A 26218-nucleotide genomic window follows, 5' to 3' on the forward strand; every position below is an offset into this window, starting at 1 on the left:
TTGCATGTTATGCGGACATCTTCGTTGAAGTCTCTTGCGAGACGTTTTAAATCGTTGTCGATTTATCAACTACTGTGAATGTCCACACAGATTTGCTTGTCTTCTACTTGTTAAAGAACGTTGCCGCTACGGGCTAGGGATGCGTATTTTACGCATAAACCTGAGTGGGTCAAGCCCTTATTTCAGGCTTGGATTCAAGCGATTAAACTTTCGCCTAACACCCTTAATCACTCATGGTTAACTTGCTTCGCAAGTTCCATCCTGACCCAGTATCGTTGCCTTACAGCGCCGTTTTCCGTGTCAGTGGGGCGCATTATAGGGCGCTGCCACAATTGCGCAAGCGCTAATATGACTAAAAGCAGCCATTTCAATTCGTTCGCTTACAAATCCACCTGACTGCTGCTTTTTTTAGCTTTATACTGGCCTTTTGGCTGGTAATGAGAGTTTTTGATGAACCATTTGCGCCCTTATAAAGGTATTAGCCCGCATTTCTCTGATTCTGTGTATATAGATAGTAGCGCTGTATTAGTCGGTGACATACGTTTGGACGATGATGCCAGCATTTGGCCTTTGGTTGCTGCCCGCGGTGACGTCAATCATATCCGCATCGGCAAGCGCTCGAACGTCCAAGATGGCAGCGTTTTGCATGTCACTCGTAAATCCGAGCACAACCCCGATGGTTTTCCGCTAATCATTGGCGATGATGTCACCATAGGTCACAAGGCCATGCTGCATGGCTGCACCTTAGGCAATCGGATTTTAGTTGGCATGGGCGCGATTATTTTGGATGGTGTCATTATTGAAGATGATGTCATGCTCGCCGCTGGCGCCTTAGTGCCACCAAACAAGACGCTGAAATCGGGTTTTTTATATGTAGGTAGTCCAGCGCAAGCGGCTAGACCCCTCAAAGACAGCGAAATGCAATTTTTAGCGCAATCGGCGGATAATTATGTGCGCTTGAAAAACGAGTATATGAATCCTTAGTAAAGCTCGTCTTTGTAAAAACTAGTCATATATAAGTGGCACACAGAGTGTTGGCCACTTATATACAAGTTAAGCTTTTTATAGGCCGCTTTGATTTTTACTTTGACCAGTTTTACTTTGAATTAGTTTCAATTTGAATGAGTGTCGCTCTGAATATAAGGCTCTAAATAAAAGTATTACTCTAAACATATGGGGGCATCTATCTCGCCCCCTAGTGTTTCAATGATTTGCTCTAACTCATCTTCAATATCAAAACGCTTAGCATCAAACGCGGCATTAATTAGCTCAACATCTTGAGTCATAACTTGCCCCGCCAATAGATAGCCAAGGCTAATGTGGCAATCAAGTGTGGTGCCATTGATTTGCACTGGCAATACCATCACTTGCAGCTGCGCCTGCCATTGCTGTAAATCGGTAAAAATAATTGCTTGATTCATGCTTGCTCCAATTGCAGCCTTAGCAGGGTTAATACGGGCCCTATATCTGGCGTTTGCTTGCGCCATAATTGAAAACTAACCGCGGCCTGACCCACTAACATGCCAAGGCCATCATGTACTTGTTTAGCACCCGCAGTTAATGCCCACTGGTTAAACAGGGTTAAGCCTGCGCCGTACACCATGTCATAACAGAGACACCCCTTAACCACGCGCGCATCGAGGGCGGGCAACTCACCACCTAAACCTGCTGACGTTGAATTGATAATGATGTCGTAATCATTCGCTAACTCTGCCAATGCATGACTCGTTAGCGAAACTTCAGCCGGAACATGAGCCGCAAACAGCTCACACAAGTGCTGCGCTTTATGCAAAGTGCGATTAGTCAAAGTAAGCGCGCTAATTCCTGACTCGAGTAAAGGTAAGATACAACCGCGCGCGGCGCCGCCAGCACCTATGAGTAAGACTCGCTTACCGTTAAGTGAGGTAAGGCGCTCTAAATCTCGCACTAAACCAATCCCATCTGTGTTATCGCCACTGATGCTGCCATCGGATAAAAAGAATAAGGTATTAACGGCGCCAGCGAGTGCGGCAGCAGGAGATAATTGACTGCAAATTTGATAGGCCATCTCTTTATAAGGCGCAGTAACATTAGCGCCTTGGCCGCCAGCACGGGCAAAGGCTTGAACGTCCGCCAAGAAATCGCTTTCTGCGGCAATCAGAATTGCTTGATAATCGATTACTTGATTAAATTGGGCCGCAAAACAGCTATGAATATATGGCGAGCGACTTTGACTCACAGGTTTGCCAAATAGCGCATATTTATCAGTCATTAAAACCCCTTAGCAATTATCTAGCGACTTAGTTTACCTAGAGATAGAAAAGGCGCAATCCATACCATCAACGGATGGCAAGACGTTAGTTAATCACGACTTTAGCAAATAAAGGATACAGTAATACCATGAAGTGGCTCACTAAGTTGTTTAAGCCCGCGCCTGTAGCGCCTACTGCGCGCCAAGCACAACAATCTACTGCTTATGATTTGATTGGCGGCGCCGACACTATTGCCAATATTGCCAGTGCCTTTTACCAAGAAATGCAAACCAACCCAGACACCCAAGCGCTACTTGCTATGCATAGAGCACCCATTGCCGAGTCACAACAAAAGCTGTTTGAATTTTTAAGTGGCTGGTTAGGCGGCCCGGCACTGTTTGAGCAAAAGCATGGGCATCCGGCGCTGCGTGCGCGCCACATGCCTTTTGCCGTCACAACTGAGCTTAAAGATCAGTGGTTGCTGTGCATGGATAAAGCACTCAGCACTCAAGTTAAAGAAACCGCCCATCAAGTCGCCATTTACCAAGCAATTAGCGAGCTTGCCGCTAACATGGTGAATCAGTAACTCTAAGTCTTCGCAATAACTCACTAGCGCTTGAACCACACACGGACAAGCGCTACAGATTAAGCCAATTTCTCGGTTTTAAAAAATCACGATAAAGCTCAGCCTCTGGGCTGCCCTCTGCTGGCTGATAGTTATATTGCCAGCGCACTAACGGTGGCATAGACATGAGAATCGACTCTGTGCGACCGCCCGTTTGCAAGCCAAAGAGGGTGCCGCGATCATAAACTAGATTAAATTCAACATAGCGCCCACGGCGGTAAAGTTGGAAATCACGCTGCGCCTCGCCATAAGGAGTATGTTTACGGCGCTCAACTAAGCTGGCATAGGCAGGTAAAAAGCCGTTACCGACGGCTTGCATGAAAGCAAAGCTGTCATCAAAGCCGCCTTGGTTAAGATCGTCAAAGAACAAACCGCCAACGCCACGAGTCTCTTGTCTATGAGGCAAGTAAAAATACTCATCACACCAAGTCTTATATTTTGTATAAGTCTCAGCGCCAAAGAGATCGCAAATAGTCTTAGCGGCTTGATGCCATTCAATTACGTCATCTAAAAAGGGATAATACGGCGTTAAATCAAAGCCACCACCAAACCACCATACTGGCTCAGCATCAGCCTTAGTGGCGATAAAAAAGCGCACATTGGCATGAGTGGTTGGAATATAGGGATTGCGTGGATGAATGACCAGAGATACGCCCATGGCTTCAAAGCTGCGACCAGCAAGCTCAGGTCTATGAGCTGTGGCCGATGCCGGCATGGCCGCGCCTGTAACATGCGAGAAATTAACGCCGGCTTGCTCAAACACAGCGCCATCTGTTAATACTCGGCTCGAGCCACCACCGCCTTCGGCGCGCCGCCATGAGTCAGCCATAAACTGCGCCTGACCATCTAATTGCTCGAGTCCTTGGCAAATCTGCTGCTGCAGACTTAGTAAAAACGCTTTTACGGCTTGAATATTTGGCGCTGTCATTGATTTATCCCTGTCGAAGCACTTGGCCAGAAATGGCATCCATAATAGTTGACGGCTGCAGAGAGCCCCCTAATTCGCCTAAGATCAGCGCATCTATCTGTCCATCAAACTGATTAACTATGTCATCAGCTAATACCACAGGCGCTTCACCCGCTAAATTAGCGCTGGTAGAAACCAGTGGTTTACCTAATTCCAGACACAAACTTTGCACCACAGGATGCGCCGAAATGCGCACGGCGATTGAGCTAAATTCGCCCCGCAGTAAGCTGGATGTCGTCGTTAAGGTTGGCATGATAAAGGTAAACGGCCCCGGCCAGTGGCTAGTGGCAAATGCGAGCTGCTCAGCCGTGAGCTTTGAAAAATCGACATAAGCGCGTAACTGCTCCAAATTGGCAGCCACCAAAATTAGCCCCTTCTGCCACGGCCTTTGTTTAATCGCTAAGATTCTTTGCACGGCCCGCTCGTTATCTGGATCGCAGCCAAGACCATACACGGCTTCTGTTGGATAGGCGACAACCCCACCTTGCAGTAAAAGTGAGGCTGATCCCGAGGAGTGAATTTGCTTCATGCCGTACATACCTTCCATCAAATGAATGTTGAATTCGTTGTCTTTCAAAAACCGCGCTCAATCACTGGCGCTGTACTTACCCCGCAATCGCAGTGGCGAAATTATACCTAAGGCTGATTGCGCTGCAACTCATGGATGAGTAGCCGCTTAGTCAACGGCACATTTATATTTGCAGGGTTTATTCGGACACTCGAGGCGATTACCGCCTGCGCCTTTGCGCTCAAGTAAAATACCAAAGCCGCAAGTTGGACAGGCCTTAGCAACCGGAGGGTAATTCACCAGAAATTTACACTTAGGATAATGATTGCACGCATAAAAACTCTTGCCGTAGCGGCTAGTTCTTTGCTCTAAGTTACCTTGCTGACATTGCGGGCAACTAATCGGGTCATGGTTATCTGCCGCCGTTTTTTCGATATGTTGGCAGGTAGGATATTGGGTGCAGCCAATAAAAATGCCAAAACGGCCAGATTTAACCGCGAGTTCATGGCCGCAATCAGGGCATTGCGAGCCCTCAATCACTTGGGTTTCTATGCTTTCATGCTGAACTAACGGCCGAGTGTAATCGCAATTGGGGTAATTATTGCAACCGATAAAGCCGCCATGTTTGCTGTGACGTACCGATAATTCAGAGCCGCAGACAGGGCACTGTTCATATGCCTTTTCCAACGCATGCTCATGCGCCGTAAATAATTGCTGATCAATCTTAGACATAGTGCCTCACAACATAAAATGACTGATCATTTTACCTGCAAGCCCTAGATGTGGATACCGCTAAATCTAAGGGTTAACTAGGCTACAGCCTTAGCACGCACAGTGGAATGAGTTAAACCTAAGTTTGATGCGAGTAAAACGCCTGTGAGTAACAACTCAAACTTAGCGCCAGTAACAAGCGGGGCAAAACAAAGGGCGCCAGCGCGATGTTAATGAGTCTCGCTGGCGCCCTGATATCTTGATGTTTACACAATGACGATTTTTTTGGTGGTCATTACTACTAAGACAATCAGCTTCGCAGGCTAGTGCAACATACCAACTGGCTCTTCAAAGATTAGATCTTCCATTTGCTCGTAGGCAGATTCATAGCCAGGTACATTAAAGAGCACCATGAGAATGACCCATTTTAAATCGTCAAGCACCATCACAGTCTCATCCAGTGCCATGACTCTATCAATCACCATTTCACGGGTTTCAACATTCAATACTTGGATTTGCTCTAAAAACAAAATAAAGCCACGACATTCAACATCTATCTTGGCCATTTCTGCATCGGTATAAATGCGAAACGACGTTTGCTTATGGTTGCATAAATAGGGCTTATCGCCCTCTTGCAACTCACCTAATCGCTCAAGCCAAGTGAGGGCTTTAAGGATATCGGCTTGATGAAAACCGGCACGGGTTAACTCTTGTGTCAGCTCATCTTCATCCACAGTAAGATCTACTTCACTGTGAACGTAGTTCTCGAATAAATACATGAGGATATCGAACATAACTAGTTCCTCTTAAGTCTGACATAACCACCGGGTACCGCAGCAACCCACCCTTGCAACTCAAGTTCAAGCAATTGCTCTAATACTAGATCCACGGATTTACCACTATGTTCAATGACCTCATCGATTGATGTTGCTTCATATTTTACACTAGCTAACAGCGAAGCAAATGGCAACTGGCAGCATTCAGTGGTAAGCGTTGGCGCAAATTTTCGCACTTCTTGCACATGGAGACCACATAAACTGTGTAACTCATCAACAATATCGGCCGAATTCTGCACCAGTTTAGCGCCTTGTTGGATTAAATAGTGGCAACCTTCGTGATCGCCACTGGCCACATTACCTGGCACGGCAAACACATCACGTCCCTGCTCTAACGCAAGCTTAGCGGTCACTAAGGAGCCACTTTTAATCCGCGCCTCAGTAACCACCACCCCAAGGCTCATGCCAGAGATAATACGATTACGCCGCGGGAAATTAGTGGCATAGGCTTGGGTTTGCGGCCAAAACTCACTAATCACACAAGCATTAGTTATAAGTGTTTGATACAAGCTCAAATGCCGTCTGGGATACACCACATCAACCCCAGTACCCAGCACGGCCACAGTATGGCCTTGTACAGCTAACGCAGCCTGATGCGCAACCCCATCAATACCTGCCGCCATACCACTGACTATAGAAAACCCTTGCCGAGCCAATTGGCAGCACAAATCATAGGTCAAGGCTTTACCTGCTAATGAGGCTTGGCGACTGCCAACTATGGCTAAACTCGGTTGCAGCAACTGATTAATATCACCTATGGCAAATAACACCATGGGCGGATTTGAAATGGTTTTTAACAGCGGTGGGTAGTTAGGATGATCAAAACCAATAATGTGATGGGACTTATCTTGGCTCTGCCACACTAGGGCTTGCTCAACTTTCTGCTCGTGATAAGCCACTTTCGATACAGTTTTGGCACTTAGGCCCAAAGAGTCGATATCCGACAATAAACGCTGCCGTAATTCTGGCAGCGTCATTCGCTCTAACAGTTGTTGAACCTTGGTCAGCCCGAGACCAGATATCGCAGCAACAACCAATGCATCAGGCACTGATGTCGCAATAATTATTCCCGCAACACAGAAACTTGCTCAGGAATGATGAGATTGTCATCAATCCGCACCGGCTGTTCATTAACCATGATGAGACCTAAACTTGTGTTCTCAAATGTTTTAAACACCAACATATTGCCATGGTAAGTGGCGGGCATTTGGCGAGTTCTATCATCTGACATCAGCGCCATAAATCTATCGTAAGTGGTTCTATCGGTACTCGGCACAGGTATACCATCTTTACCCATCACGACTTTATCGCCCGTACGGGTAATAGCAAACACATCGCCCGTAGTTACGCCATCCACTTGGCCGCGGTCAATATAAGCAACATCAAGCTTACCCATTTCAAGAATATTAATGGCCGAAGCTAGCACTTTAGCATCTTTCACTGTGGCGGCTTTTGGCATAAATTGCGCCGATAGCAAGGCATCATCTTCAAGAGTTATGATGCGATTACCAGGCCTTGCTTCACGAAAACTAGTGAGTAATTCAACTTTTGAAATCTCGCCTGACTCAATCACTCGAGCTGTCGCCGTTAAAATCACTTCTTGACCTAACTGACTACCATCTTGCTGGCGTACAAAGTGCCGCCCAGGTTCATATAAACCAATCTTAGTACCGGTTTCTAGCACGGCATCGATAAAGACGACTTCACCCGCGATATGATTAAGTGATGGGCTTTCGCCCCCCATGAGCATAGGTTGATTAGCAAACCAATCAGCGCCAACCACACGATTATGAATTAAATAAGGACGAATAAGCGCTAAATTAACCGCAGGAATGGCGCCGCCCTTGGGCTCAATTCGCCCCTGCGCTTGCTTAGATAACATGGGCTTTTTGACTAATCTGGGTTCGCCATCAATAAAGACTAAGGTCAGTTGATCACCAGGATAAATAAGATGCGGGTTAGCAATTTGCGGGTTGGCGCCCCAGAGTGTTGGCCAGCGCCAAGGGTCTTGCAGGAAATGCGCCGAAATATCCCAAAGCGTATCGCCTTTAGCGACGACATACGCCTCAGGATGACCAGGTTTTAGGGTGATGACATCACCACTCACCGAGGCTGCACTTAGCAATAATGATAAAGAAAGCAGCAATCGTTTCATCGAGCCATCCTTGTTCTTAAGTCCATCAACAAGCTTTTACTATTATTGCTTGCCCTGAAGGATTAAAATTAATTCCATACTAGCTGCCAGTATAACCAACTGGTTTAATTTTGACATACTTGTTAAGAGTTTACCTATGGCTTTACTCAATGTATTACGTTTTCCTGATGAAAGGTTGCGCACCATAGCTAAAGCGGTTACTGACTTTGGTGAGCCACTGCAACAGCAAATTGATAGCATGTTTGAAACCATGTACCACCAAAAGGGCGTAGGTCTGGCTGCGACTCAAGTGGATTGTCATCAACAATTGATAGTCATGGATTTACAAGATGAAGTTGAGCGCCCAAAGGTATTTATTAATCCTGTACTGTCAAACCAGTGTGGTAATTACGGCAATGAAGAGGGCTGCCTGTCTGTCCCTGGTATTTATGCCAAGGTTGACCGCGCCGAGCGAGTCACAATTACAGCGCAAAATCGATTTGGTGAGACCTTTAGTGTCGATGCCGACGAACTCTTTGCCATCTGCATTCAACATGAGATGGATCACCTTCAAGGTAAGTTGTTTGTAGATTATTTGTCGCCGCTTAAACGTCAGCGCATTCGACAAAAACTCGAAAAAGCCAGCAAACAACAGACCCAAGATTGAAATAAAAGGACAGCACTTGAAGCCACTTAATATTATTTTTGCCGGTACCCCGGATTTTGCCGCTCGCCACTTACAGGCCTTAATTGACTCTCACCATAATGTGATTGCTGTGTATACCCAGCCTGATCGCCCAGCTGGCCGCGGTAAAAAATTAACTCCAAGCCCAGTAAAAGCACTGGCGCAAGCGCACAATATTGAGGTCTATCAGCCAAGTTCGCTGCGACAAGAGCCAGCGCAACAAGAATTAGCAGCGTTAAATGCCGACCTCATGGTCGTAGTCGCTTACGGCTTAATCTTACCGAAAGTCGTGCTCGATATGCCTGCCATGGGTTGCATCAACGTCCACGGTTCATTATTGCCACGCTGGCGCGGCGCGGCGCCAATTCAGCGCGCATTATGGGCGGGCGACAATGAAACTGGCGTCACCATTATGCAAATGGATGTGGGCTTAGATACTGGCGATATGCTGTTAAAAACTTATCTGCCGATTGAAGATAGCGATACCTCAGCAAGCTTATATGAGAAGCTCGCGGCGCAAGGGCCAGAGGCTTTATTGCAAACCTTAACTGGTTTAAGCGATGGCAGCATTACCGCCATTAAGCAAGATGAGTCACTGGCCAACTATGCTGAGAAATTATCCAAAGAAGAAGCTCAGTTAGATTGGCATAAGCCTGCGGTTAATCTGTGGCGAGAAGTTCGCGCCTTTAACCCATGGCCAGTCAGTTACTTTGAATTACAAGGCCAAACTATCAAGGTATGGCAAGCCGAAGTCAAAGCCACACAATGCACTGAAGCGCCCGGCACCATAATAGCCGCGACTAAGATTGGGCTTGAAATCGCTACCACTGATGGCGTAATAGTGCTAACTACTTTGCAATTACCAGGTAAAAAACCACTCGCTTTTGCCGATATTCTTAACTCACGCTCAGAATGGTTTGTCCCTGGCAGCCAACTAACGCAGGAACCAAACGCATGATGAACTTACGCGCGCTGGCCGCTAAAGCCTTATTTGATGTACTTGAGAAAGGATTATCCCTTTCAGTGGCTTTGCCCAATCAACAGCAACATCTCACTAATGGCAAAGATAAAGCCTTATTAGCCGAGATTTGCTACGGGGTAATGCGAGCGCTGCCGCAGTTAGATAAATGCGTGAGTGACTGTTTAAGTAAGCCTTTTAAAGGCAAGCAGCGGATCATTTATCAGGTATTGTTAGTAGGCTGCTATCAGCTGTATTTCACACGTATTCCGCCCCATGCCGCTATTTCTGAAACCGCTGAAGCTTGTCGTCAGCTTAAGTTTGAAGGCATGGTAAAAGTCATTAATGGCGTATTACGCACCATTCAGCGCAATGCTACAGAACTTAGCACTAGCAATGACACCTTAAAATTTAATACCCCAGCTTGGATCATTAAAAGACTGCAGCAAGCCTATCCAGATGATTGGCAACACGTCATAGAGCAAAGCCATCAGCGCCCGCCTATGTGGTTACGCAACAATCGCAATCATCAAAGCCGTGATGAGTATTTAGCCTTATTAGCGCAAGCGGATATTGCGGCTAGCGCAGGTTCTAGCCCAGATTCTATCTTGCTTGAAAGTCCTAAAGATGTCGGCATATTGCCAGGATTTTTTGATGGCGCGGTATCAGTGCAAGATGGCGCGGCGCAGTGGGCCGCGACTTTATTAGCCCCCAAAGATGGCGAGCTGATTTTAGATGCCTGCGCGGCCCCTGGTGGTAAAAGCTGTCATATTTTAGAGCAAGCTGACTGCCAACTAGTAGCGGTTGATTTTGATGAAAATCGCCTGCAGCGCGTAAAAGAAAATATGCAGCGTTTACAATTAACCGCTGAGGTAATTCATGGTGATGCTGCCAATATCGACTCTTGGTGGCAAGGCAATAAGTTTGATCGCATTTTGCTGGACGCGCCCTGCTCTGCAACTGGAGTTATCCGTCGCCACCCAGATATTAAATGGCTGCGAAAATCACAAGATATTGAAGAGTTAGCTGAGCTGCAGCGCCAGATTTTGGATCACTGCTGGCAGTGGTTACAGCCGGGTGGCCAATTGCTTTATGCCACTTGTTCTATCTTGCCCCAAGAAAATGCCCTGCAAATACAAGCCTTTCTTGAGCGCACAAAAGATGCCACACTAGTGCCAATCGCACAGCAAGCACCAGCGGAAACGGGTTGGCAAATTTTGCCAGGAACCCAAGCAATGGACGGTTTCTATTACGCCTTACTGCATAAATCCGCACAATAACCAACAGGCAACGACATGAAAATTATTATCTTAGGCGCAGGCCAAGTAGGCGGCACCTTAGCTGAAAACTTAGTTGATGAAAACAATGACATCACCATAGTCGACAGTAATCGCGACCGCTTAAGAATGTTGCAAGATAAGTTCGATTTACGTGTCGTTGTCGGTCATGGCGCTCACCCTGATGTTTTAAAAGAAGCGGGCGCTGAAGATGCGGACATGTTGATTGCCGTAACTAATAGTGATGAATGCAATATGGCCGCGTGCCAAATGGCCTTCACCTTATTTGGCACGCCAACTAAAATCGCGCGCATTCGCTCTGAGGCTTATCTTAATCTACAAGAAAAGCTGTTTATCAATAGTGAAACCAAGAATGCCGATAGCCGTCCGCGCGGTGGTTTTGTCATTGATGAGCTGATAGCGCCAGAGCAGTTAGTGACTGCTTACATTCAGCGTTTAGTCGCCTACCCGGGGGCTTTACAGGTAATGGAGTTTGCTGAAGGCAAGGTCAGCTTAGTGGCGGTGCGTGCTTATTATGGCGGTCCGTTAGTCGGTAATGCACTATCGGCACTGCGTGAACATATGCCCAATATTGATACCCGAGTGGCAGCGATTTTCCGTCAAGGCAAAGCTATCATGCCGCGCGGCTCCACCATCATTGAAGCGGATGACGAAGTCTTCTTTGTGGCCGATAGTCGCCACATTCGCGCCGTGATGAGTGAAATGCAAAAGCTCGACAACTCCTATCGCAATATCATGATTGCCGGTGGTGGTAATATTGGCCTCGGACTCGCCAAGAAACTTGAGCGCAGCCATTCAGTTAAATTAATTGAGCACAATGCCCTGCGTGCTGAAGTCTTATCTGAAAAGCTTGAAAACACTACTGTTTTTTGTGGCGACGCCTCAGATCAAGAATTACTGCTAGAAGAGCATATCGATCAAACTGATGTGTTTATTGCGGTTACCAATGATGATGAAGTCAACATAATGTCAGCCTTACTGGCTAAACGTATGGGCGCCAAAAAAGTCATGGTGCTTATCCAGCGCGAAGCCTATGTTGATATCGTCCAAGAAGCCAATATTGATATCGCCATTTCACCGCAACAAGCCACGATTTCAGCCCTGCTGACCCATATTCGCCAAGGTGATATTTGTAACGTCTACTCCTTAAGACGTGGCGCCGCCGAAGCCATTGAAGCCATTGCCCATGGCGATGAAAATACTTCACGGGTGGTTGGCAAAAAAGTGGGGGATATTAAATTACCGCCGGGCACCACCATTGGCGCCATAGTGCGTGATGATGAAGTCTTAATGGCTCACGATCGCACTGTCATCGAGCAAGGCGACCATGTCATCTTATTTCTCGTGAATAAGAAATTTATCGGTGAAGTTGAGAAGCTGTTCCAACCGAGTGCCTTTTTCTTTTAAACCTTGGAAATGCCCATGCTCAATCTGCGGCCGCTGACGTTCATCTTGGGAGTTTTTCTATCCATGGTGGCGGGCTTTATGATGATCCCCCTAATTTTCTCGTTAATTTATGGCGAAGAAACCTTAGGGGCGTTTATCGTGTCTGTGCTAACTACAGGTGTAGTGGCCTCTTTATGTTTACGCGGCGGCGAACGTAAGCAGCTACACCTTAATATTCGCGATATGTTTTTACTCACTAGCCTCACTTGGATAGTGGTGAGTCTATTTGCCGCCCTGCCTTTTACCCTCTATCACCGTATCAATTATACCGACGCCTTCTTTGAAACCATGTCAGGCATCACCACCACAGGCTCAACGGTATTGTCGAACTTAGATTCAATGGCCCATAGCATCTTGATTTGGCGGTCATTATTGCAATGGTTAGGCGGGATCGGCTTTATTGTGATGGCGGTGGCTGTCTTGCCGTTTCTTAACGTCGGTGGCATGCGCCTCTTTAGAACTGAGTCATCAGACTGGAGCGATAAATCCGTGCCACGCACCCAGAACATGGCCAAGCACTTGTTCTGCGTGTATATCTTCCTTACCTTGCTATGTGCTCTTAGTTATCGCTGGGCAGGTATGAGTTGGTTTGATGCCACTAATCATGCCATGACCACCCTATCCACTGGCGGCTATTCAACCTCTGATAAATCCATGGCTAACTTTAGTGACTCAGCCCATTGGGTTGGCACCATTTTTATGTTCGCTGGCGGCTTACCCTTATTGATGTTTATGCAAAGCCTTAGGCAAAAAAGCCTGATGGTTTGGCGTGACGCCCAGGTCATAGGTTTCTTTAAGTTTGTTGTCTTAATGTCTTTATGCCTAGCGCTATGGTTATGGGCGCAAGATAAGTTCACCTTTATGGACGCCATTCGCCTCACTAGCTTTAACGTAGTCTCAGTCGTCACAACCACAGGCTTTGGCTTAACGGATTACACCCAGTGGGGAGCGCTCGCCAATATTATTTTCTTGTTCTTGTTGTTTTCTGGTAGTTGCTCGGGCTCAACATCTGGTGGTATCAAAATCTTTAGATTTCAGATTGCTGGCGCCATAATGCGCGAGCAATTAAAGCAGCAAATCCACCCCAGCGGCGCCTTTAGGCAGCGCTATAATCGCCGGCCGATATCCGATGATATTGTGCGCTCCATCATCACGTTTTTCTTACTCTTCTTCGGGGTAATAGTAGTGTTGTCGGTGATCTTAGTACTCACCGGCCTTGATCCTGTGACTAGCTTTACTGGCGCTATTACTGCAGTGGCTAACGTAGGGCCTGGGCTTGGTAGCACTATTGGTCCGGCAGGCAATTTTGCGAGCCTGCCCGATGTCGCTAAGTGGGTATTAGCGGCGGGCATGCTACTTGGGCGGCTTGAAATATTAACGATAGCCGTGCTGTTTCACCCTAGTTTTTGGAAATACTAGGGCGAAAAACACCGGCCTTTTAGCGCTTAATGAGACTTGGCAGAGAGTCGGCATACTTGTCGACATCTTGCCAGTCGGTGTAATCAATCACTGCTTTAGGATCGGTTGGACCGTCAGTCATCTTCATGATAAAACGAATGGCAAGGCTGTCGAGCCAAGGCCATGAAGGATAATCCACTTTACCCGCAATAATCTTCACATCTTGTGGCTGCCAAGGCGATAAGGCTAAAAACTTCTGAAGGTATTTATTGTTCTCAGGAATGCGTTTTTCAGGTTTACGCGCCACCACGTTGACACAAAAAAAGCTATTAGCCACAGCAGCTAATTGCGTTTGGTGCTGCTCAATAAACGTAAATACCGACTTATCATAAGTGCCATAAAGCACACAGGCGCCAAAATTCACCAGATCATACTTATCCCAGTCAATGCGTTGAGTTAAGCCATTAATGTTAAAGCAGTCGCAGTGATGCCCTTGGCTAGTGAGTCTGGCGGCAATGGCATTAGCTATCTTGGCCGTATGCCCACCCCGAGTAAAATACAACACTAATACTGAAGCCATGTCATTCCTTGTCTAAAGTTTTGCTGATTGTGGCAATATTCAGCCACAGTGTCATGTGTTTAGGCCGCAATAATCCAACTTCATCACACCCAGCAAGCGTAGCAATAAGTCAGCGAAGCAATTAGAATAAACTAATGAATTAGCCGAGGGCCAATGAGACATGGTAAAAGTTATCGATAAAACGGCTATGGTCAATAATGCCGAGCAAGCCGCTAAATGGCTAAAAGCGATAGCTAACCCTTATCGCTTAATGATTTTGTGCCAATTGCTGGACAATGAATACTGCGTCAACGAGATGAATGAGCATATTCCCTTGAGCCAATCTGCGCTGTCGCAGCACTTGGCCGTATTAAGAAAAGAGCAATTAGTGGACTGCCGCAAAAGCTCACAAGTCGTTTATTACCGCCTAAAAAACGACAAGGTACGGGAAGTTATCGCCATCATGTATAAGCAGTTTTGCAGTCAACACTAACAAAACTGCTTTTCAATAAACGCGCTAGTTACGCCAAAAGGTCGGCGTAAATAACACCAACAAGGTAAACACTTCCAGTCGGCCAAACATCATAGCAACCACTAGCACCCACTTAGCGCCATCAGAAATACTGGCATAATTACTCGCCACTTCTCCAAGACCTGGGCCTAAGTTGTTTAAGCAGGCGGCTGTCGCACTAAAAGCCGTGATGTTATCTAAACCTAAGCCCATCAGCAGCAGCATACACACCACAAAGACTAAGGTATAAGCCGAGAAGAATCCCCACACCGCATCAATGACCCGATCGGGCAAAGCGGTATTGCCTAAGCGAATCGAATAAAGCGCCTTGGGATGAACTAAACGTTTAAGCTCCCTTGAGCCTTGCAGCAATAATAAAATCATTCGCATGACTTTCATGCCGCCGGCAGTCGAACCGCCACAGCCACCAATAAAACTAGAAAAGATTAGCAGCATAGGTAAAAACAGCGGCCATAAATGGAAACTTTCAGTACCAAAGCCTGCGGTAGTAGAAATAGATACCGCTTGGAACAAGGCATAATCTAAGGTTTGCTCTGCCGAGTCATAAATACCACTTTGATATAAAGTCAAAAAACAAATAGCGGTTAAGATCAGCTGAATAGCAATGAGCACTTTAAATTCGGTATCGCGAAAATACACTTTAAAGTTAATACCTCGGCGCGAAAACGCCGCAAAATGCACACTAAAGTTAATTGCCGCAACCAGCAAAAAGAACACACAAATCAAATTAATGACTGGGCTATTAAAGTAACCCATGCTGGCATCGTGGGTAGAAAACCCGCCAATGGCTATGGTTGAGAATGAGTGACACACGGCATCAAACAAGGTCATGCCTGCCGCCCAGTAAGCTAAGGCGCAAGCAATGGTAAGCAGCAAATAAATATACCAGAGCGCTTTAGCGGTTTCGGCAATCCTCGGCGTCATCTTACTGTCTTTAACTGGGCCTGGAATTTCAGCGCGATAGAGCTGCATGCCACCAATACCCAGCACAGGTAAAATCGCGACCGCGAGCACAATGATCCCCATACCACCCAGCCACTGCAGTAGATGACGATAAAATAATATCGCTTTAGGTAAGTTATCTAAGCCGACAATAACCGTCGCACCTGTGGTCGTCAGCGCCGAAAAGGATTCAAAGAAACTATCGGTAATACTTAAATCTGGCTGAGGTGACAAAATAAAAGGTAAAGCACCAATGGAACCCAGTACCCCCCAAAATAACACCACAATGAGAAAACCTTCACGGGTGCGCAGCTCAGTCTTAAATTGACGATTGGGATACCAAAGAATAAAACCCATCAACAAACTCAGAAAAAAAGACTGAATAAACGTGGCACCACCGCCATCTTTATACCAAACCGCCACCATAGCAGGTGGCAGCATAGTGATAGAAAATAGGCCAATGAGTAGGCCGGTTATTCTTGTTATTGTTCTATATTGCATGATTTTTTTGTACTTGCCTCGATAAGGCTTATTCAGTTAAGGGTTATTCTGGCATAACTACCTGAATAGACATAATACTGAGATTATTCTAATCGCGGGCTTAGCGCGATTAAACGTAGGCGCCCTTGAAATTGACTCACAACTGCAGCCATTAATAATGGCCACTGGCTGAGACTAATTTCAAAGGTTAATTCGATAGCCGCGCCAAATTGCTTATCGATAATAACCGCATCAAATTTATTTAATAAATAGTCGATATCATTAAGCTCATTGTACGCACAGCTTAGTGAGGCTGGGTATCGTGATTGTTTTTCGCGCCTTGGCATAGCCACTAAACACTGGCGCACCCCAGCCGTGTAAGCACGTACTAATCCGCCAACACCAAGCTTAGTACCGCCATAATAGCGCACCACAATAGCGCCGACTTCACCCAATTGACTACCGCTTAATAACGCCAGCATGGGACGCCCAGCACTACCGGCAGGCTCGCCATCATCGCTAGATTTAATTAATACGTCATTATCAGGCGCGCCAAATCGAGCGGCATAACAATAATGACAAGCATTGGGCCAGCTTTTACGAATATCTGCCAATTTTTGGCTAAGGTCATCGGCGTTGTTGACCGGAAAAACAAAAGAGATAAAGCGGCTTTGCTTTATCTCTTCTTCAAAACGTACCTCTTCTATGGGTACATAATACGACTCAATCAATTAATCCAGACTCCCGCGTCATGTTCTCAACGCCAAAAGGTTGGATAATGACGTTATCTTCTATCCGTATGCCGCCATAAGGCTTAAACGCTGCCACTTGCGCCCAGTTTACATGATGCTTAGCCGCAGTGGTTGCTAACTGCGCCAATAAACTATCGATAAAATACAGACCTGGCTCAACGGTTAACACTTGATTGAGCTCTAACGTACGGGTGCAGCGTAAAAACGGGTCACTTGCAGGCGCCGCAACATGTGTGCCGCGCTCATCATGCATAAAGCCAGCAACATCATGTACCTGCAACCCAAGCATATGGCCAAGTCCATGGGGGAAAAAGGTGCGGGTAACACCCAGATCAATCAAGGTATCAATATCACCCATAGCGATATGATGATCGATTAGCACTTGCGCCAACAACTTATGGGTCATCAAGTGTAAATCAAGATAACGCACCCCCACCTTCATTGCGGCCATGACCTTAGCTTGCAGTTTATCCATGGCCTGAATCAGATTAAAAAAATCATTGTGATCAAATGAATAAGTGCGAGTAATGTCAGCGGCATAGCCATTAATTTGCGCGCCAGCATCAATCAAGAATGACAAACTTTCCGTGGGCGGCTGATAAGCTAAATCTGTGTAGTGCAAAATCGCGCAATTGCGGTTAAGCGCAATAATATTGCCATAAGACATATCATTTTCGCTTTGCCCTAGAGCTTGCAAGTAAGCTTGCTGAATTGCATATTCACTGCCGCCATCAAAAAAGGCGGATTTGGCAGCATGGTGGCCTTGTACCGCTAATTGATTGGCCGCGCGCAAACAATCAAGTTCATAAGGCGTTTTTACTGAGCGGTGGTAATGCAGATAATTCATTACCCCATTAGGATTTTTATGGCTAAAACCCAGCGCATCGGCAACATCAATATGCTCGCCGATATAGGCCCAGTCCTGAATATTATTAGGCAGTAGCTCAGCGATGGCATCCACTTTGGTGAGCACTTTGATATCGATACTGTGCGTCCACTCCTCCGTGGGTACTTCATTGACTTTATGCCAAAAATCTACCGGGCAATAAAACACCAACACGGGTTTATCTACGCCATTAATAATCAACCACGAGTTGGGGTTATTAATTACAGGCACCCAAGCTTTAAAGTGCGGATTCACTTTAAACGGGTAATCCATATCATCTAAAAATTGGCGTCGCGGCTGACCTGAGTGGATCACTAAGCCTTGCAGCCCTTCTTTGGCCAGTATGTCCTGAGCTCGATGATTTAATGCTTTAATATGATTTTGGTAATGTTCTGAATTCATTATTAATCTCTCACTCAGTTGCCATACTATTTACTTCCTATCCTGTGTTTAAGTTTATCACAGCCTAAGATCCTCACCATCAGCAACAACTGTTAAACGCCCGTTTAAATTGGATGTTGAATTATTTTTCATTTAGTCGCACACTGAATAACATTAAGCCAACATCAAGTTACAAGTTTGCTGGCTAGTCCACTTGCTCACTGTGTGCAGCAAAATCCAAGCCTAACTCATCATTAGAACAGGTTTAGCGAAAAGGAAGCGTGCAATGATTTACCAAAGTCCCATGATCCAAGTTGATCTCATCGACGGCAATATCGCTCACTTATGCTTTAACGCCCAGGGCTCAGTGAATAAATTCGATAGAGCCACACTCCTCGCCTTTAATGAAGCACTGGACGCTATTGCGGCCAAGCCGGCGATTACAGGATTAATCCTGAGCTCTGCTAAAGAAGCCTTCATTGTTGGCGCTGATATCGCTGAATTTTTAGGTCTGTTTGCCCAAGATGACGCGCAGCTTTTGCAATGGCTTGAAGAAGCAAACAAGGTGTTCAACAAGCTAGAAGATTTACCTTTCCCTACCATTGCAGCCATTAATGGTTATGCACTTGGTGGTGGTTGTGAAACTATTTTAGCGGCGGACTTACGCATTGCCGATACCAATGCCCTCATTGGTTTACCTGAAACTAAGCTTGGCATTATTCCTGGCTTTGGTGGCACGGTGCGATTACCGCGTATTATAGGCGCTGATAATGCATTGGAATGGATTACTACAGGTAAAGATAACAGTGCAGATGCCGCGCTTGCCGTCGGCGCCATCGATGCCGTGGTAAAACCTGAAGCGTTATTCACATCGGCCATACAAATGCTCAAGTCTGCCATTGCTGAACAAATTGATTGGCAAGCGCGCAGACAACGCAAACAGCAACCTTTAGCCTTACCAAAACTCGAAGCCATGATGTCTTTTTCAACCGCTAAAGCTATGGTGTTTGGGGTTGCTGGTAAACATTATCCAGCGCCAATGGCGGCGGTCAATGTGGTTGAATCCGCGGCAACATTTGATAGAACTCAGGCCTTAAAAGTAGAACATCAAACTTTTGTGACTTTGGCTAAAACTGATGTGGCTACCGCGCTTATTGGTATCTTCTTAAACGAGCAAGTTGTTAAAGGTAAAGCCAAGAAAGCCAGCAAAATTGCGCTACCCATTAAGCAAGCGGCCGTATTAGGCGCCGGTATTATGGGCGGCGGCATTGCTTATCAAAGTGCCAGCAAAGGCACGCCGATTGTGATGAAAGACATTGCAGTACCGGCATTAGAGCTCGGTTTAAATGAAGCATCAAAGCTACTGACAGGTCAAATTCAGCGTGGCCGTTCAACCCCTGAAAAAATGGCTAAGGTACTTAATAACATTACCCCAAGCTTAGATTATTCAGCCTTAGCCCACGCCGATATTATAGTTGAAGCCGTGGTCGAAAATCCTAAGGTTAAAGCGCAAGTGCTGGCCGAAGTTGAGCAGCATGTGGGCGCACAGACTGTGATTACCTCTAACACTTCAACCATTTCCATTAATTTGTTAGCTAAGAGCGTTAAAGATGCGAGCCGTTTCTGCGGTATGCACTTCTTTAATCCCGTGCATAAAATGCCGTTAGTGGAAGTCATTCGCGGTGACAAAACCACAGATGAAACCATAGCCACAGTTGTTGCCTATGCCAGCAAGATGGGTAAAACCCCGATTGTCGTCAATGATTGCCCAGGCTTTTTTGTTAACCGCGTGCTCTTTCCTTACTTTGCTGGCTTTAATGGCTTGCTGGCTGATGGTGGCGACTTTAGCGCTATCGATAAAGTCATGGAAAAACAATTTGGCTGGCCTATGGGTCCGGCGTACTTATTGGATGTGGTCGGCCTAGATACTGGCCATCACGCTCAGGCTGTGATGGCTGAAGGCTTTCCTGATCGCATGGCAACACCAGATAATGATGCCATCAACATCATGTTTGCCAATCAAAGATATGGTCAGAAAAATGGGAAAGGCTTCTATCAGTACGCACTAGATGCCAAGGGTAAGCTCGCCAAAACCATTGATCCTGTTAGTGTTGATTTACTCAAGCAAGCTTATGGTGAAGTTCAAGCATTTGATGCTGATACCATTATTGCCCGCACTATGATCCCTATGATTATCGAAACAGTGCGCTGCTTAGAAGAAGGCATAGTTGCCAGCCCAGCTGAAGCTGATATGGGCTTAGTCTTTGGCTTAGGCTTCCCACCATTTCGCGGTGGCGTGTTCCGCTATTTAGATACCATGGGGGTTGCCACCTTTGTGGCCTTGGCTGATAAGTTTGCCCATTTAGGCGGACTCTACCAAGTGACAGCGACCATGCGTGACATGGCAGCCAATAATGCACGTTACTACCAAGCATAATTTAGGGTAAGGGAATTTAATCATGAAACATGCTGTTATCGTCGACTGTATTCGCACTCCTATGGGCCGCTCTAAGGCTGGGGTATTTCGTAATGTGCGCGCCGAAACTCTGTCAGCCGAATTAATGAAAGGCTTGTTGCTGCGTAATCCGCAGCTTGACCCTAATACTATTGAAGATGTGATTTGGGGCTGCGTGCAACAAACCTTAGAGCAAGGTTTTAATATCGCGCGTAACGCCTCACTCTTGGCTGGCGTGCCCAAAACGGCTGGCGCTGTCACTATTAACCGCTTATGTGGTTCATCCATGGAAGCCATTCATCAAGCTGCTCGCGCTATTATGACTGGCATGGGCGACACCTTTATTGTCGGCGGCGTTGAGCACATGGGACACGTACCTATGAGCCATGGCGTTGACTTTCACCCAGGCCTTGCCAATAACGTCGCTAAAGCCTCGGGCATGATGGGCTTAACCGCAGAGATGCTAGGCCGTATGCACGGCATTAGTCGTCAAATGCAAGATGAGTTTGCGGTGCGCTCACATCAACGCGCTCATGCAGCCACCATTGAAGGCCGATTTGCTAACGAAATTTATGGTATCGAAGGCCATGACGCCCAAGGCGCGTTGATAAAAGTGCTATTTGATGAAGTGATTCGCCCAGAAACCTCCCTTGAATCTCTGGCGGCGTTACGCCCAGCCTTTGATCCTGTAAATGGCACTGTTACCGCAGGTACGTCTTCAGCCTTGTCTGATGGCGCCAGCGCTATGTTAGTGATGGAAGAGTCTAAAGCGCGCGCCTTAGGCTTACCAATTCGCGCCCGTATTCGCGCTATGGCAGTGGCTGGTTGTGACGCTGCTATTATGGGTTACGGCCCAGTACCAGCCACCCAAAAGGCATTAGCTCGCGCCGGCTTAACTATTCAAGATATGGATGTGATTGAGCTTAACGAAGCCTTTGCGGCGCAATCGCTACCTTGCGTTAAAGACTTAGGTTTGCTGGACTTGGTCGATGAAAAAATTAACCTTAATGGCGGCGCGATTGCTTTAGGTCATCCATTAGGTTGCTCTGGCGCGCGAATATCCACCACTCTGATTAATCTGATGGAACATAAAGATGCTAAGTTTGGTTTAGCGACCATGTGTATTGGCTTAGGCCAAGGCATAGCGACAGTATTCGAGCGGGTATAAATTTTATTAAATAATAAGCCGGAGTCTATCTCCGGCTTTTTTATTGCCACTTAATCACGACGCAGAGCATTAAAACTGTGACCGCTTATCAGCAAACTATCTTGAGTCATTCGACATGTTTCACGTGAAACCATCAAGGACAACAGTCCAAGTTCTAGACTAATTAGTGTTTCAACCTTGGCATTCACACTGGCCGAGAGTAACATTATTCTAATTTTTTCGTGGATATTGCCCTTATGTCGAACCCTTTTGAACTTGCCCAACACCAACTTGATACCCAAGGGCTACGTTGCCCAGAGCCTGTCATGATGGTTCGTAAAACTGTCAGACAAATGGCGGCTGGCGAGACTTTATTGATCCTCGCCGATGATCCAGCGACCACGCGTGACATTCCAAGTTTCTGCCAGTTTATGGATCACACCTTATTAGCCAGCGACACTGATGGCTCGCCCTATCGTTATCTCATTCAAAAAGGAAGTTAACATGCAGCTTGTCGGTATCGCTTATAAACAGAAAAAATCTGGCCCTATGCTGTGCCTAACTAACGCTGATATCAGCTTAGAAAAAGGCGTTGCTGATGATGTGTTTGGTAAGCCAGGTAAGCGTCAAGTAACAGTATTATCTCAAGAGCAGTGGCAAGCTGCCTGTGATGAGCTTGATAATGATTTAGAGTGGCATACTCGCCGCGCGAATCTTTTAATCTCAGGTTATGAATTCAGTGCCGCAGATGTCGGTAAGCAAATCATTATCGGTGAACAAGTAGCATTACTGATTACAGGTGAAACTGCGCCTTGCACAAAAATAGAAAAACAAGCTGATGGCCTACAAAATGCATTAACCCCGGACTGGCGTGGCGGCGTCACATGCAAAGTTGTCACGTCTGGACCTATAACCTTGTTTGATACCATAGCTATCCTTTAGCGTTTTACCGTTAGCTAAACCATTAGGCACCTTAGGGTGCTTTTTTTGTGGCCAAAACCTATGTTGCTAAAAAATGGCAATAACGTAAAGTTAGTGTCAAATAACAAAAACGTAGCAATGGAGTGATCATGAAAAAGTTCCTGTTAACCCCGCTAGCCTTAGTGCTCGCCTTTAACCTACACGCCGAATCACCACCAGAATGGCAAGTCAACGCCCCAGCCAAAGCGCCGCTGCAGCAAATTGATATTAAGGTCACTGAAGGCACCTGGATGAACGTCAGCAGTAGTCCAGATAATCAATACATAGTGTTTGATTTATTAGGGGATATTTACCGAATTCCAGTTGCCGGTGGAGAGGCTGAAGTATTAGCCAGCGGTATCGCGTGGCAAATGCAACCTGTCTATAGCCCTGATGGCAAATACATAGCATTTACTTCAGATGAAGATGGCGCCGACAATATTTGGGTGATGAATAGCGACGGCACTAAACCACGCCCTGTGACTAAAGAAACGTTTAGATTACTCAATAGCCCAGCATGGAGTCCGGATTCTCAGTATCTCGTTGCCCGTAAACACTTTACCGCCGAAAGAAGCTTAGGCGCAGGCGAAGTATGGATGTATCACGTTGCAGGCGGTGAAGGCATTAAACTCACTGAACGGCCGAACGATCAAAAGGATTTAGGTGAACCTGCCTTTTCACCCGATGGCCGCTACATTTACTTCAGCCAAGATGACACCCCAGGTAAAACCTTCCATTACTCTAAAGACTCAGTGCAAGGCATATATACCATCAAGCGTTATGACCGCGACACAGGTGATATAGATATTCTGTTACAAGGCACTGGCGGCGCCATCAGACCAACTCCAAGCCCTGATGGTACTAAGCTTGCTTTCATTCGCCGCGATGGCTTTCAGTCGACCTTATATTTGTTAGATTTAGAGTCTGGAAAAATCGATAAACTGTATTCAGATCTTGACCGTGACATGCAAGAAACTTGGGCGATTCATGGTGTTTACCCGCACATGAGTTGGCGTCCTGATAATCAGGCCATTCGCTTTTGGGCTAAAGGTAAAATTCGCGAATTAAGCCTCAATGATAAATCTGCTAAGGTCATTCCTTTTAGCATAGATACCGAAATGAGTGTGCAACCTGCGGTGCGCTTTACTCAAGATATAGATATTGTCGACTTTTCAGTAAAAATGCTGCGAATGGCGCAAGTTTCCCCCGATGGCAAAACCGTTGTCTATGAAGCTTTAGGCAAGTTATGGCTAAAATCATTACCTAATGGCAAGGTTGAGCGCCTGACAATGCTTACAAACAATGCCAATGAATTATTCCCGCAGTGGGCGCGCGATGGTAAATCCATTGTATTTGCTACTTGGGATGATAAAGAGCAAGGCGCCTTGCATAGGCTTGAATTAGCCAGCCGTAAAATCACCACCTTAACCGATAAGCCCGGCAAATATGTTGAGCCGACCTTGTCACCCGATGGTAAAACCTTAGTGTATCGCCAAGTTAAGGGCGGCTATATAACGCCGACCACTTGGTCACAAGAGCCTGGGCTATACGCACTTAATCTTAACTCCCAAAAAAAAACTAAGCTCGATGATCAAGGCTATCAACCCCAGTTCGGCGCTGATAATGGCAGAGTTTACTTTATGGATGCCGGTGAAACACCGCAGTTTTCATCGGTCGCCTTAAGCGGCCATGACAAGCGCGTGCACTACACCAGTAAGCTTGCCACCGAATTTAGAATATCCCCTAATGGTGAGCACTTAGCCTTTGCCGAACGCTTTAAAGTTTTTATTACACCTTTTGCCAAACATGGTGAGACTGTCGAAATAGGCCCAGAAGCTAAAAATTTACCAGTCACCCAACTAAGTAGCCGCGCTGGCGAGAGCATTAGTTGGCGCCAAGATAATCAGCAACTGTATTGGACCTTAGGGCCTGAGCTATATCAGGTGGATATAGATCAAAGCTATCCAACCACTAACAAAGTTAAATCCAAACAAGCCGCTAAGGTCACTAACATTGGCTTTAACCAAGAGTCCTACGTTCCACGTGGAACTATTGCCTTTGTGGGTGGCCAAGTGATTACCATGGAGCAAGATCAAGTCATTGAAAATGGCGTTGTGATAGTCACAGATAACAAGATTGTCGCCGTCGGTTCGCATCAACAAGTCACTATTCCTGCGGATGCCAAGATCATAAATATCGCGGGTAAGACTATTATGCCTGGGATATTTGATGCCCACGCCCATGGCGCTCAAGGTGAAAATGAAATTATCCCGCAGCAAAACTGGGGCAACTTTGCGAGTTTAGCCTTAGGTGTCACGGCAATTCATGACCCATCTAACGACACTACCGAAATCTTTGCCGCCAGCGAGCAACAAAAAGCAGGCAATATTGTGGGGCCAAGAATATTCAGTACTGGCACCATACTTTATGGCGCCCATGGTCCTGGCTATACCTCGCACATTGACTCGCTTGATGATGCTAAGTTTCACTTAGAACGCCTTAAAAAAGTTGGTGCCTTTAGCGTTAAAAGCTATAACCAACCAAGGCGTAATCAGAGGCAACAAGTCATAGCAGCTGCCAGAGAATTAGAGATGATGGTTGTGCCAGAAGGTGGTAGCTTGTTGCAGCATAACCTAACCATGATAGCTGATGGTCATACTGGGATTGAACACTCACTGCCAGCGGCAGTGCTTTATGACGATATCAAACAGTTTTGGAGTCAAACTAAAGTGGGTTACACCCCAACCTTAGTGGTGGCTTATGGCGGCATTGCTGGTGAGAATTATTGGTATGATAAAACTGACGTCTGGGCGCACCCTCGCCTGTCAAAATTCGTCCCTGACTACATCTTACAGCCAAGAGCCATGCGTAGAACCACAGCGCCCGATGAGCATTACAATCACTTTAATGTCGCTAAAATGGCTAACGAAGTTGGTAAGCTTGGTATTAAATCCAACATAGGTGCTCATGGCCAAAGAGAAAGCTTAGGCGCTCATTGGGAAATTTGGATGTTTGCCCAAGGTGGCATGTCGCCGCTAGAAGCATTAAAAACCGCAACCATCAACCCAGCCATTCACTTTGGCATGGATGAACAATTAGGTTCAATCACCCCAGGTAAACTGGCTGACCTTATCGTCATCGATGGTAATCCACTTATCAATATCCGTGATTCTGATAAAGTAGCCTATACCATGGTTAATGGCGCGCTATTTGATGCGGCCACTATGAATGAGCTCAATGGTCAGCAAAGGCAAAAGCAAACCTTCTTCTTTGAATAAGACTGCAATAACGAATCGATAATACTTTAGGGTGTTTCACGTGAAACAC

General features: G+C 46.3%; 25 protein-coding genes. 13 read left to right on the forward strand and 12 right to left on the reverse strand.

Going from position 1 to position 26218, the window contains the following annotated elements:
* Nucleotides 1–450: 450 nt before the first annotated feature.
* The gene (locus AC1HDP_RS12610; RefSeq protein WP_479639032.1) at nucleotides 451–984 is read left to right on the forward strand and encodes a gamma carbonic anhydrase family protein; all 534 of its coding nucleotides are present in this window, start codon (nucleotides 451–453) and stop codon (nucleotides 982–984) included.
* A gap of 176 nt (nucleotides 985–1160) precedes the next feature.
* Here AC1HDP_RS12610 and AC1HDP_RS12615 read toward each other — a convergent pair whose 3' ends face one another.
* Both AC1HDP_RS12615 and aroE read right to left on the reverse strand, forming a co-directional pair.
* Nucleotides 1161–1421 carry a DUF1488 family protein gene (locus tag AC1HDP_RS12615; protein ID WP_479639033.1) on the reverse strand — a complete coding sequence of 87 codons (261 nt, stop codon included), beginning with the start codon at nucleotides 1419–1421 and terminating at the stop codon, nucleotides 1161–1163.
* Nucleotides 1418–2251, reverse strand: coding sequence for a shikimate dehydrogenase (gene aroE, locus AC1HDP_RS12620; protein WP_479639034.1), 834 nt, complete (start codon nucleotides 2249–2251; stop codon nucleotides 1418–1420). Before aroE ends, AC1HDP_RS12615 begins: the two co-directional genes overlap by 4 nt.
* Before the next feature lie 128 nt (nucleotides 2252–2379).
* Between aroE and AC1HDP_RS12625 the strand changes: the two genes are divergently transcribed.
* The gene (locus AC1HDP_RS12625; protein ID WP_479639035.1) at nucleotides 2380–2817 is read left to right on the forward strand and encodes a group II truncated hemoglobin; all 438 of its coding nucleotides are present in this window, start codon (nucleotides 2380–2382) and stop codon (nucleotides 2815–2817) included.
* 52 nt (nucleotides 2818–2869) lie between these two features.
* Here AC1HDP_RS12625 and hemF read toward each other — a convergent pair whose 3' ends face one another.
* The 6 genes from hemF to AC1HDP_RS12655 all read right to left on the reverse strand — a co-directional run bounded on the left by hemF (nucleotide 2870) and on the right by AC1HDP_RS12655 (nucleotide 8033).
* Entirely contained in the window at nucleotides 2870–3784 is a 915-nt protein-coding gene (hemF, locus tag AC1HDP_RS12630; RefSeq protein WP_479639036.1) for an oxygen-dependent coproporphyrinogen oxidase, read from the reverse strand.
* A gap of 4 nt (nucleotides 3785–3788) precedes the next feature.
* Nucleotides 3789–4352, reverse strand: a complete 564-nt coding sequence (gene tsaC, locus AC1HDP_RS12635) for an L-threonylcarbamoyladenylate synthase type 1 TsaC (RefSeq protein WP_479639889.1) — start codon at nucleotides 4350–4352, stop codon at nucleotides 3789–3791.
* Nucleotides 4353–4499: 147 nt separating this feature from the next.
* Complete coding sequence (locus AC1HDP_RS12640) at nucleotides 4500–5063, reverse strand: DNA topoisomerase family protein (RefSeq protein ID WP_479639037.1); 564 nt, start codon at nucleotides 5061–5063, stop codon at nucleotides 4500–4502.
* Between the two features lie 302 nt (nucleotides 5064–5365).
* Entirely contained in the window at nucleotides 5366–5836 is a 471-nt protein-coding gene (locus AC1HDP_RS12645) for a DUF494 family protein (protein WP_140930169.1), read from the reverse strand.
* Nucleotides 5837–5838: 2 nt separating this feature from the next.
* Complete coding sequence (gene dprA / locus AC1HDP_RS12650) at nucleotides 5839–6927, reverse strand: DNA-processing protein DprA (RefSeq protein ID WP_479639038.1); 1089 nt, start codon at nucleotides 6925–6927, stop codon at nucleotides 5839–5841.
* A gap of 14 nt (nucleotides 6928–6941) precedes the next feature.
* On the reverse strand, nucleotides 6942–8033 hold the full coding sequence (locus AC1HDP_RS12655) for a LysM peptidoglycan-binding domain-containing protein (RefSeq protein ID WP_479639039.1): 1092 nt from the start codon (nucleotides 8031–8033) through the stop codon (nucleotides 6942–6944).
* Between the two features lie 136 nt (nucleotides 8034–8169).
* Here AC1HDP_RS12655 and def point away from each other — a divergent pair, with 136 nt between their 5' ends.
* Genes def through AC1HDP_RS12680 form a run of 5 tightly spaced genes read left to right on the forward strand, consistent with a single transcriptional unit; the run spans nucleotide 8170 to nucleotide 13818 of the window.
* The gene (def, locus tag AC1HDP_RS12660; RefSeq protein WP_479639040.1) at nucleotides 8170–8679 is read left to right on the forward strand and encodes a peptide deformylase; all 510 of its coding nucleotides are present in this window, start codon (nucleotides 8170–8172) and stop codon (nucleotides 8677–8679) included.
* Nucleotides 8680–8695: 16 nt separating this feature from the next.
* On the forward strand, nucleotides 8696–9655 hold the full coding sequence (gene fmt / locus AC1HDP_RS12665; RefSeq protein WP_479639041.1) for a methionyl-tRNA formyltransferase: 960 nt from the start codon (nucleotides 8696–8698) through the stop codon (nucleotides 9653–9655).
* A complete protein-coding gene (gene rsmB, locus AC1HDP_RS12670) occupies nucleotides 9655–10935 on the forward strand; it encodes a 16S rRNA (cytosine(967)-C(5))-methyltransferase RsmB (RefSeq protein ID WP_479639890.1) in 1281 nt (426 codons plus the stop codon). Before fmt ends, rsmB begins: the two co-directional genes overlap by 1 nt.
* Nucleotides 10936–10950: 15 nt before the next feature.
* Nucleotides 10951–12360, forward strand: coding sequence for a Trk system potassium transporter TrkA (gene trkA, locus AC1HDP_RS12675; protein ID WP_140930165.1), 1410 nt, complete (start codon nucleotides 10951–10953; stop codon nucleotides 12358–12360).
* Nucleotides 12361–12375: 15 nt separating this feature from the next.
* Nucleotides 12376–13818, forward strand: coding sequence for a TrkH family potassium uptake protein (locus tag AC1HDP_RS12680; protein ID WP_479639042.1), 1443 nt, complete (start codon nucleotides 12376–12378; stop codon nucleotides 13816–13818).
* Between the two features lie 19 nt (nucleotides 13819–13837).
* On the opposite strand, the gene hemG is transcribed toward AC1HDP_RS12680, so the two are convergent.
* The gene (gene hemG, locus AC1HDP_RS12685; protein WP_479639043.1) at nucleotides 13838–14377 is read right to left on the reverse strand and encodes a menaquinone-dependent protoporphyrinogen IX dehydrogenase; all 540 of its coding nucleotides are present in this window, start codon (nucleotides 14375–14377) and stop codon (nucleotides 13838–13840) included.
* A 160-nt stretch (nucleotides 14378–14537) separates the two neighbouring features.
* Between hemG and AC1HDP_RS12690 the strand changes: the two genes are divergently transcribed.
* Nucleotides 14538–14849, forward strand: a complete 312-nt coding sequence (locus AC1HDP_RS12690; protein ID WP_479639044.1) for an ArsR/SmtB family transcription factor — start codon at nucleotides 14538–14540, stop codon at nucleotides 14847–14849.
* A gap of 24 nt (nucleotides 14850–14873) precedes the next feature.
* Here AC1HDP_RS12690 and AC1HDP_RS12695 read toward each other — a convergent pair whose 3' ends face one another.
* From AC1HDP_RS12695 to pepQ, 3 genes are all read right to left on the reverse strand, one after another.
* Entirely contained in the window at nucleotides 14874–16331 is a 1458-nt protein-coding gene (locus tag AC1HDP_RS12695) for a TrkH family potassium uptake protein (protein ID WP_479639045.1), read from the reverse strand.
* 83 nt (nucleotides 16332–16414) lie between these two features.
* Entirely contained in the window at nucleotides 16415–17041 is a 627-nt protein-coding gene (locus tag AC1HDP_RS12700) for a YigZ family protein (RefSeq protein ID WP_479639046.1), read from the reverse strand.
* Nucleotides 17034–18350 carry a Xaa-Pro dipeptidase gene (gene pepQ / locus AC1HDP_RS12705; protein ID WP_479639047.1) on the reverse strand — a complete coding sequence of 439 codons (1317 nt, stop codon included), beginning with the start codon at nucleotides 18348–18350 and terminating at the stop codon, nucleotides 17034–17036. The genes AC1HDP_RS12700 and pepQ overlap by 8 nt, the downstream gene beginning before the upstream one ends.
* A 265-nt stretch (nucleotides 18351–18615) precedes the next feature.
* On the opposite strand from pepQ, the gene fadB reads away from it, so the two are divergent.
* The 5 genes from fadB to AC1HDP_RS12730 all read left to right on the forward strand — a co-directional run bounded on the left by fadB (nucleotide 18616) and on the right by AC1HDP_RS12730 (nucleotide 26169).
* Nucleotides 18616–20766: a fatty acid oxidation complex subunit alpha FadB gene (gene fadB, locus AC1HDP_RS12710; protein WP_479639048.1), complete on the forward strand. Its 2151-nt coding sequence runs from the start codon at nucleotides 18616–18618 to the stop codon at nucleotides 20764–20766.
* Nucleotides 20767–20788: 22 nt separating this feature from the next.
* Nucleotides 20789–21952 carry an acetyl-CoA C-acyltransferase FadA gene (gene fadA / locus AC1HDP_RS12715; RefSeq protein WP_479639049.1) on the forward strand — a complete coding sequence of 388 codons (1164 nt, stop codon included), beginning with the start codon at nucleotides 20789–20791 and terminating at the stop codon, nucleotides 21950–21952.
* A 236-nt stretch (nucleotides 21953–22188) separates the two neighbouring features.
* Nucleotides 22189–22434: a sulfurtransferase TusA gene (gene tusA / locus AC1HDP_RS12720; protein ID WP_140930155.1), complete on the forward strand. Its 246-nt coding sequence runs from the start codon at nucleotides 22189–22191 to the stop codon at nucleotides 22432–22434.
* 1 nt (nucleotide 22435) lies between these two features.
* Entirely contained in the window at nucleotides 22436–22873 is a 438-nt protein-coding gene (locus AC1HDP_RS12725) for an MOSC domain-containing protein (protein ID WP_479639050.1), read from the forward strand.
* Between the two features lie 128 nt (nucleotides 22874–23001).
* Nucleotides 23002–26169, forward strand: coding sequence for an amidohydrolase family protein (locus AC1HDP_RS12730; protein WP_479639051.1), 3168 nt, complete (start codon nucleotides 23002–23004; stop codon nucleotides 26167–26169).
* Nucleotides 26170–26218 lie beyond the last annotated feature (49 nt).

The sequence above is a fragment of the Shewanella sp. ISS20 genome, from assembly GCF_056522965.1.

Coding starts and splice junctions, on each gene's coding strand:
- AC1HDP_RS12690 (WP_479639044.1), top strand. CDS start 14,538: ATGGTAAAAGTTATCGATAAAACGGCTATGGTCAATAATGCCGAGCAA.
- fadB (WP_479639048.1), top strand. CDS start 18,616: ATGATTTACCAAAGTCCCATGATCCAAGTTGATCTCATCGACGGCAAT.
- AC1HDP_RS12680 (WP_479639042.1), top strand. CDS start 12,376: ATGCTCAATCTGCGGCCGCTGACGTTCATCTTGGGAGTTTTTCTATCC.
- hemG (WP_479639043.1), bottom strand. CDS start 14,377: ATGGCTTCAGTATTAGTGTTGTATTTTACTCGGGGTGGGCATACGGCC.
- AC1HDP_RS12655 (WP_479639039.1), bottom strand. CDS start 8,033: ATGAAACGATTGCTGCTTTCTTTATCATTATTGCTAAGTGCAGCCTCG.
- fadA (WP_479639049.1), top strand. CDS start 20,789: ATGAAACATGCTGTTATCGTCGACTGTATTCGCACTCCTATGGGCCGC.
- tusA (WP_140930155.1), top strand. CDS start 22,189: ATGTCGAACCCTTTTGAACTTGCCCAACACCAACTTGATACCCAAGGG.
- AC1HDP_RS12725 (WP_479639050.1), top strand. CDS start 22,436: ATGCAGCTTGTCGGTATCGCTTATAAACAGAAAAAATCTGGCCCTATG.
- trkA (WP_140930165.1), top strand. CDS start 10,951: ATGAAAATTATTATCTTAGGCGCAGGCCAAGTAGGCGGCACCTTAGCT.
- rsmB (WP_479639890.1), top strand. CDS start 9,655: ATGAACTTACGCGCGCTGGCCGCTAAAGCCTTATTTGATGTACTTGAG.
- AC1HDP_RS12645 (WP_140930169.1), bottom strand. CDS start 5,836: ATGTTCGATATCCTCATGTATTTATTCGAGAACTACGTTCACAGTGAA.
- AC1HDP_RS12625 (WP_479639035.1), top strand. CDS start 2,380: ATGAAGTGGCTCACTAAGTTGTTTAAGCCCGCGCCTGTAGCGCCTACT.
- aroE (WP_479639034.1), bottom strand. CDS start 2,251: ATGACTGATAAATATGCGCTATTTGGCAAACCTGTGAGTCAAAGTCGC.
- tsaC (WP_479639889.1), bottom strand. CDS start 4,352: ATGAAGCAAATTCACTCCTCGGGATCAGCCTCACTTTTACTGCAAGGT.
- AC1HDP_RS12730 (WP_479639051.1), top strand. CDS start 23,002: ATGAAAAAGTTCCTGTTAACCCCGCTAGCCTTAGTGCTCGCCTTTAAC.
- pepQ (WP_479639047.1), bottom strand. CDS start 18,350: ATGAATTCAGAACATTACCAAAATCATATTAAAGCATTAAATCATCGA.
- AC1HDP_RS12640 (WP_479639037.1), bottom strand. CDS start 5,063: ATGTCTAAGATTGATCAGCAATTATTTACGGCGCATGAGCATGCGTTG.
- AC1HDP_RS12610 (WP_479639032.1), top strand. CDS start 451: ATGAACCATTTGCGCCCTTATAAAGGTATTAGCCCGCATTTCTCTGAT.
- hemF (WP_479639036.1), bottom strand. CDS start 3,784: ATGACAGCGCCAAATATTCAAGCCGTAAAAGCGTTTTTACTAAGTCTG.
- AC1HDP_RS12615 (WP_479639033.1), bottom strand. CDS start 1,421: ATGAATCAAGCAATTATTTTTACCGATTTACAGCAATGGCAGGCGCAG.
- def (WP_479639040.1), top strand. CDS start 8,170: ATGGCTTTACTCAATGTATTACGTTTTCCTGATGAAAGGTTGCGCACC.
- AC1HDP_RS12695 (WP_479639045.1), bottom strand. CDS start 16,331: ATGCAATATAGAACAATAACAAGAATAACCGGCCTACTCATTGGCCTA.